Annotated in this window: 6 protein-coding genes; all 6 read left to right on the top strand. The window is 54.1% G+C overall.

Features of this window, described 5'->3' with window-relative positions; all coding sequences use genetic code 11:
- Positions 1-438: 438 nt before the first annotated feature.
- A complete protein-coding gene (locus HGI47_RS21755; RefSeq protein WP_168854854.1) occupies positions 439-1059 on the top strand; it encodes a TetR/AcrR family transcriptional regulator in 621 nt (206 codons plus the stop codon).
- Between the two features lie 117 nt (positions 1060-1176).
- Positions 1177-3312 (top strand): TonB-dependent receptor, encoded by a 2136-nt coding sequence (locus HGI47_RS21750; RefSeq protein WP_168854853.1) that lies wholly within the window; start codon positions 1177-1179, stop codon positions 3310-3312.
- 87 nt (positions 3313-3399) lie between these two features.
- On the top strand, positions 3400-3981 hold the full coding sequence (locus tag HGI47_RS21745) for a VOC family protein (RefSeq protein ID WP_168854852.1): 582 nt from the start codon (positions 3400-3402) through the stop codon (positions 3979-3981).
- Complete coding sequence (locus tag HGI47_RS21740) at positions 3978-4760, top strand: glucose 1-dehydrogenase (protein WP_168854851.1); 783 nt, start codon at positions 3978-3980, stop codon at positions 4758-4760. Before HGI47_RS21745 ends, HGI47_RS21740 begins: the two co-directional genes overlap by 4 nt.
- A 33-nt stretch (positions 4761-4793) precedes the next feature.
- Positions 4794-6404 (top strand): GMC family oxidoreductase, encoded by a 1611-nt coding sequence (locus tag HGI47_RS21735; protein WP_168854850.1) that lies wholly within the window; start codon positions 4794-4796, stop codon positions 6402-6404.
- Positions 6385-6585, top strand: a complete 201-nt coding sequence (locus tag HGI47_RS21730; protein ID WP_144907286.1) for a hypothetical protein — start codon at positions 6385-6387, stop codon at positions 6583-6585. Before HGI47_RS21735 ends, HGI47_RS21730 begins: the two co-directional genes overlap by 20 nt.
- Positions 6586-6849 lie beyond the last annotated feature (264 nt).

Below are 6849 nucleotides of genomic sequence, written 5' to 3'. Positions count from 1 at the left end.
GTGAAAACAGGCTGCGTGGGTGCATCAAACCTCTCCGTCCAATGCCCCGAATGAATCACAGCAAAGACCTCAACGCGAGGAGTTTTTGCGGGTGTCCAGATTGCCATGGGACACGGAAAGGCTGACCTTCTCGATGCGATCAACGCTGAGGACATCTCGTCAGAGGAAACATTGTGTGCTTCTAGGCAATGGGGCATGGTGTTTGGAAAATCCGTCGAAAGGTTCTGGATAGTCGTCAAAGTTAGGTGAAATGACCAATTTCGCCGCTTTGGCATCGAGCCATAAGTTGCTCTAGCATTCTAACCCTTTGCTGAGGGATAAATTCGCTTTCAAATGCGGTTGAGTATGGTCATGATGAGCAATAAGTCTGCAAAGAATTCTGATACCATTTTGAGCAGTTCCATGCGACCCAAGGCCACACCCCGGTCGCAACAGCGCATGCACACCCGCGCCAAGATCATCACTGCTGCGGAAATCGAATTTAAGGAGAAACGATTTCATTACGCGACTGTCGATGACATCGTTTCTCGGGCGAATATCAGTCGTGCAACTTTTTACACGCATTTCCGCGGCAAAGAAGAAGTGTTACTCGAAATAATAATCAAGAAGCACACTTTAAAGGTGCAAATGTTTTCCACGCTATTGCGTTTGCCGGATGTTACGCTGGAAAGCGTAAGTATATGGCTCGAAAAAGTTTTCTTTGCCTCGTTCGAGGATGAGCGGGACTGGCTTTTTTCTTACTACATCGTTTCAGACCTTTATCTGAATATGGCCAATTTTTTCTCTGATGGACGCGACGAGATTATCGATATTCTGGGCCAGCGGTTCGCGGCGTTTCAGGCCACGCATGAGGGCAAGCCTGATCATCACAAACGGGCGCGCGGCCACTTGGAGCTTTACAAGATTGAGCAGACAGCACTGCATACGGTATTTCCGGGACTGCACATGCCGCTTGATACCTTCAAGGCCGAGGCAATGCAGGGTTTTTTTGGCTACCTTTCTTCTGCACCGATCGGTCCACCAATGTTTGAGGAGCGAGCCTCGCGTGCATTTGACTAGACAAGTGTCTTGACAAATACACTTCTTTTGCAATAGAAGCTCCCCTCAGCGGCTGCTGGCCGTGAAATCGTGCTTGGCAGACCGGTGCAAATGCCGGCTGAAACAGGGAGGTCGGGGATGTTGAAGAAGCGCTTGCTGCTGTCCGTTGCGTTTGTCGCTGTGTTGGGTGCACCGGCCGCATTTGCCCAAGAGGCTGCTGCGAAAAGTAATTCAGCTCTGGATGAGCAGGGTGAAATTATTGTTACTGCACAACGCCGTAGTGAACGTTTGACCGATGTTCCTATCGCCATCTCCGCTAAAACCGGCGAAGCTCTGAATGCTGCTGGTGTCACCTCCGCACAAAATCTCGGCCTTGTCACACCCGGCCTTAACTACGCCGTGCAGGGTGCGTTTGCGCAGCCGACAATTCGCGGCATCGGCACTTCGGTGACGGGGCCCGGTGCTGACGCCAACGTCTCGATCTATGTCGATGGTGTTTATCAGCCCAGCCAAACCGGTAACTTGTTCGAATTCAACAATATCGAGAGGATTGAGGTGCTGAAGGGGCCGCAGGGAACTCTATTCGGCCGCAATGCGACCGGTGGCGCCATCAGCGTTGTGACCGCTGATCCGGGCCAGGACATTTCGTTCAAGGCGGGCGCTAGCTATGGCCGGTTCAATCAGGTCCGGCTTGATGGTTATGTCAACGCACCATTGTCAGAAAACGTGGCGGCCAACCTGTCTGTGCAATATGGTCACAACACCGGTTACGTCACAAATGTGATGACCAACAGCAAGGTTGCGCAGGCCGAGAGCTTTGCCGCCCGTGGTAAAATCAAGTTTGATGCCAGTGAGACAGTCAGCTTTGTGCTAGCTGGTAATTATTCGCGTACGGACGATAACTCACCCTTTGCGGTACGCCCGATTGACGGCAACAATATCGCACGCCAGTTTGGTGTAACATTCCCCAGCGGGTTCTACGAAGTCGCGCTTGACCAGACGCCCTCGATTATCACCAAGCAGTACGGCGCAAGCCTGACCGCAAAGATCGACTTGGATGCCGGAACCATCACCAGCATATCCAGCTATCAGCGGATCGAGCCCAATCTGGTTTCGGACATCGATAATTCACCGCTGTTCCTAGCTACGGCCCGCATCCCGACCGAAGAAGACAACTTCACCCAGGAGTTGAATTATTCGTCCGACTTTGACGGTCCGATCAATTTCATCGCCGGTGCATTCTACTATAACGACAAGACCACGACGGATCTGTTCATTACCGGTGCCAGCACCGCATCGATCCTTACGAGCGTGAAAACCGTTGCAGAATCGGCATATGGCGAGATAAACTACGATTTGAGCCCGGAACTCACGCTAACCGGTGGTTTGCGCTTTAGCAGCGAGGAAAAAAGTGCACGCGGCGGCATCCCGGGCCTCGAACTGGTCAACGATTCGACGCGGTGGAACAGTTGGACGCCGCGCGCCGTGATCCGCTATAAACTTGATCCGGCATCGAGCATATACGCCAGCTACAGCCGTGGCTTCAAAAGCGGCAACTACAATATCGTGTTTCTCAGTCCCACACCGGTTGAGCCTGAAACGGTTGACGCTTTTGAAATCGGTTACAAACAAAACCGTGGCGGCGTCATCATCAACACTTCGGCATTCTACTACAAGTACAACCAGATTCAGGTGCAGATACAGACTAACAGCGGTTCGGGCCTAGCAACGATTTTGCAGAACGCTGCCTCTGCCGAGATATATGGTGCCGATTTTGAATTCACCTTACCGGTCAGCGAAGCATTCTCGCTTCAGGGTGGGGCCGCATGGACACATGCGCGCTATAAGGACTTCAAGGGTGCAATCATCACGCGGCCTTTGCGCAATGCATCGGGCGTGGCGATTGGCGGAAACTCTCAAGGTCCGGGTGACGCCAGCGGCAAAGACATGATCCGCACGCCGGAATTCACCGCAAATCTCTCCGGAACGTACAATGTCCCGCTGGCTGATGGCGAGCTGCAATTGTCGGCAAACGGTTCATACAACAGCGGATTTTTCTGGGACCCGGCCAACGTTGTCGAAGAGGGTGATTACTTCATCCTCAACGCGCGGGTATCATGGCTTTCGCCTGACAAGCATTACCGCTTGTCGGTGTTTGGCGAGAATCTCACTGACGCCAAGTATCACTTTTACGTGAACAACACTTCGACGGGCAACTCTGGCGCGCCTGCTCGGCCATGGTCAGCCAGTGCGGCGATCAACGTTTATTTCTGATCGAACGGAGGGCCGGCAGAAATGTCGGCCCTCGATTTTGCGGTATCACTTTCAAGTTTTTAAAGACCGAGACAGGAGAAACGCGCCATGACCCGATTGGTAGGTCCGCTGCGCCAGGTTGGTATTATTGTTGATGATATTGATGCAGCAATGTTGCACTGGGCGCATGTTGTTGGCGTTGGCCCATTCGTTGTTTTTCGACATCTCGAATTTGACGAAGATTATCGATATCGCGGCTCCAGCGCAAAGCCGCCTGTCACTAGCGTTGCCGTGGGGCATTCTGCAGGATTGCAGGTTGAAATCATCCAGCAGCACAATGACGCACCAAGCGCATATCGTGATTTTCTGGAGGCGGGGCGCACAGGATTGCAACATGTATCATCGTGGTTCGATGATCCTGCGCAATACGATAGCGCGCACCAACGGCTTCTCGATCGGGGTCTGACGCTTGTGCACGAGGGCCGTGCAGCGGGCGGGCCCTGCCGCTTTGCCTATTTTTGCGGGGCTGGCGACGCATGGCCACAGATTGAGATCTCAGAAGCGTTGATCCCCAGCGTGAAGCCGCTCTCGGATTTTTTGATTGCGCAAGCAGCGATTTGGGATGGTACGAACCCGATTCTGGATATCAATGAGGTAATTCCGCTGATTTATGGTGAGCTTGAAGCATGAGGCTGTCAGGACGACGCGCGCTGGTTACCGGCGCTGGCAGCGGCCTTGGGCAGGAAATTTCGCGAGCATGGGCGCGTGAAGGCGCGGCTGTTTTGTGCACCGATTTAAATCCTGAAACTGCGTCCAAAACTGCAGCGCGAATTGTAGAGGAAGGCGGGGTCGGTGCAGCGATGGGTATGGATGTCGCCAAAGATTGCGACATTGAGGCTGCGGTTGCCTCATGCGTGCAGCAGTTCGGGGGAATTGACCTCGTATTAAATGCTGCAGGAATTGTGCGCTATCAGCCGATATTAGAAACAACGCGCGAAAGTTTCCACCAGACAATCGACGTCAATTTGTTCGGTTCATTTTTCGTTGCCCAAGCAGCAGCGCGCAGAATGGTCCTACAAGGTACTGGCGGGGCAATCATCAACATTGCCTCGATCGCTGGCCGCCATGGGGCGGGAATGGCGCTCCAATATTCTGCCAGCAAAGCTGCAGTCATCAACGTCACGCAATCGTTGGCACAGGCGCTGATATGTCACGGGATCAATGTCAACGCCATTGCGCCGGGCTATATGCAAACAGCCATGTGGGATCAGATCAAGCGCAATTATGCGGGCGGGCTACTGGGAGTGACGGGTGAGGATATCGATCTGAACATTTGCGCGACTATCGCAGCAGGCCGGCTCGGAGTGCCAAGCGATCTGTGCGAGGCCGCGATTTTCCTTGCCGGCGATGGCGCGCGTTATGTGGTTGGCCAAACTTTGAACATTGATGGCGGTGTGGAATTCAATTGAAGCAAGCCACTGGCTGCTAGTTGAGGCATTGATATGAACAACGCAGATTTCATCATCGTCGGCGCAGGTTCTGCCGGGTGTGTTTTGGCCGAACGCCTTTCTTCCAATCCCAAAGTGCAAGTACTGCTGATCGAAGCTGGTGGTCGGACCAACAGCGCGCTGGTAACCATGCCGATGGGCATTGGCCGTACGCTGATGGACCAGCGATTGACGACCATCTTTATGACTGAACCCGATATGGGTAACGGCAATCAGCCGGCAATCTGGATGCGCGGGCGCGGACTAGGCGGATCTAGCGCGATCAATGGCATGATTTACTGCCGTGGCCACCCCGAGGATTACGACAGTTGGGCAAGGCAAGGCTGTACCGGTTGGGGCTGGGATCAAATGGGCCGCGTGTTCAAGCAGATGGAAGACCACACGCTGGGTGATGGCGGTAAGCGGGGCGTTGGCGGACCACTACACGTTTCTATACAGCGCCACCGCAGCCCGTTGACAGAAGCTTTGCTTGATGCCGCAACCGACCTTGGTGTGCCGCGTGCAGAAGATGCCAATGAAAGCGATGACGCGACAATCGGCTATTCCCCTGTCACTATTCACAAGGGGCGTCGTTGGAGTTCGCGCGATGCCTTTCTGCGTCGGGCAGAGAAGCGCTCAAACCTGACAATCGTAACTGACACCGCGATTAACCGCCTGCTGTTTGACGGCACCCGCGTGCGTGGGGTGGCCGGTCGTTGCAACGGATTGCCGGTCGAATATCGCACTGCCGGCGAAGTGATCCTTGCGGCAGGAGCATTAGCGACACCAAAGCTGCTCCAGCTTTCCGGCATCGGCCCGGCCGAAGAGCTGCGGTCGCTGGGAATTGAAGTGAAATTCGATCACCCCGGCGTCGGGCGCCATATGCGTGAGCATAAAATCATCACTACCCAAGTGTCGCTCAATCAGGATTACAGCCACAATTCGCGGCTGCAAGGGACGGGTCTTTTGGCTGAAACGCTGCGCTATTTTGTTTCACGAAGCGGCGTTTTGGCGACGACTTATGATATCAATGGTTTCATCAAATCACGTCCCGATCTGCCGAGGCCAGATGCGCAAGTGACATTCTGGTCATTGTCTACCAAACGCAATCTTGCGAAGATTGAATTAGAGCCTCACCCCGGCCTTAATGCAATGGGTTATCCCGCACGTACCACAAGTGAAGGCAGTGTGCTGGTTCGTTCGGCTAACCCCGATGACGCCCCAATTATTAAAACCAATTTTCTATCAACTGAGCATGATCGAGACGTTATCATCGGGACATTTCGCTTCTTCCGCTCGATCTTTGGGCATGAAAAAGTCGCGCCGATGATTAAGGCGGAAACATGGCCTGGGCCGCAAGTGCAATCCGATGATGAGATCCTCGATGCAGCACGCGCCGACGGTACTTGCCAGCATGCCATCGGCACTTGCCGCATGGGGGACTCTAATGATGCTGTGCTGGATGCACGTTTGCGCGTTAAGGGTGTTTCGGGACTTCGGGTGATGGACTGCTCGGTTATGCCCGAGCAAGTCACCGGCAATACAAATGGCCCGATCATGGCATTAGCTTGGCGCGCAAGCGAGATATTCCTTGAGGACTGGCATAGTGCCGACCGATCAAGCTGATGGTGTCGGCCTCACCCTATCGTTTGCCCGATCTCCTGACCGTTACCAATTAGGAAACATCATCGCCGAACTCTGGATGGAGGATTTGCGCACCTGCGCGAACCTTGTCACTGTCGCCAAGGACCAGCGCCCGCTTGATCGCACCGGGGTGCCGGTGGGTGCTTTCGTTGCACAAGCTTGATGCTATGGCCGTAACCGTCTGGTGAGCCGCGCTTGCTGCTGCCGTCCGGTGTGTGATGACGTCCTATAGGTGCTTAAGTAAGCGATGTCCTGAACCCACCCTGCGTGGGTGATGTGAAGCGCCGAGTGTCCGCGCCCTGATTGTCGAGGAGCGCTGGTGCTATGACTGACCTGCCCCCCGAAAGTTCCCTCATTCTGATGTAGAGTCTGCCACTGTAAGGAGCAGACGCATGAGGAAGAGCCGTTTCACCGAGGCGCAGATTAT

The sequence above is a fragment of the Novosphingobium sp. ERN07 genome, assembly GCF_012641335.1.
GTDB lineage: Bacteria > Pseudomonadota > Alphaproteobacteria > Sphingomonadales > Sphingomonadaceae > Novosphingobium.
Note: the sequence above shows the minus strand (reverse complement) of the source record. Positions and strands in the feature narration are given on the sequence as shown.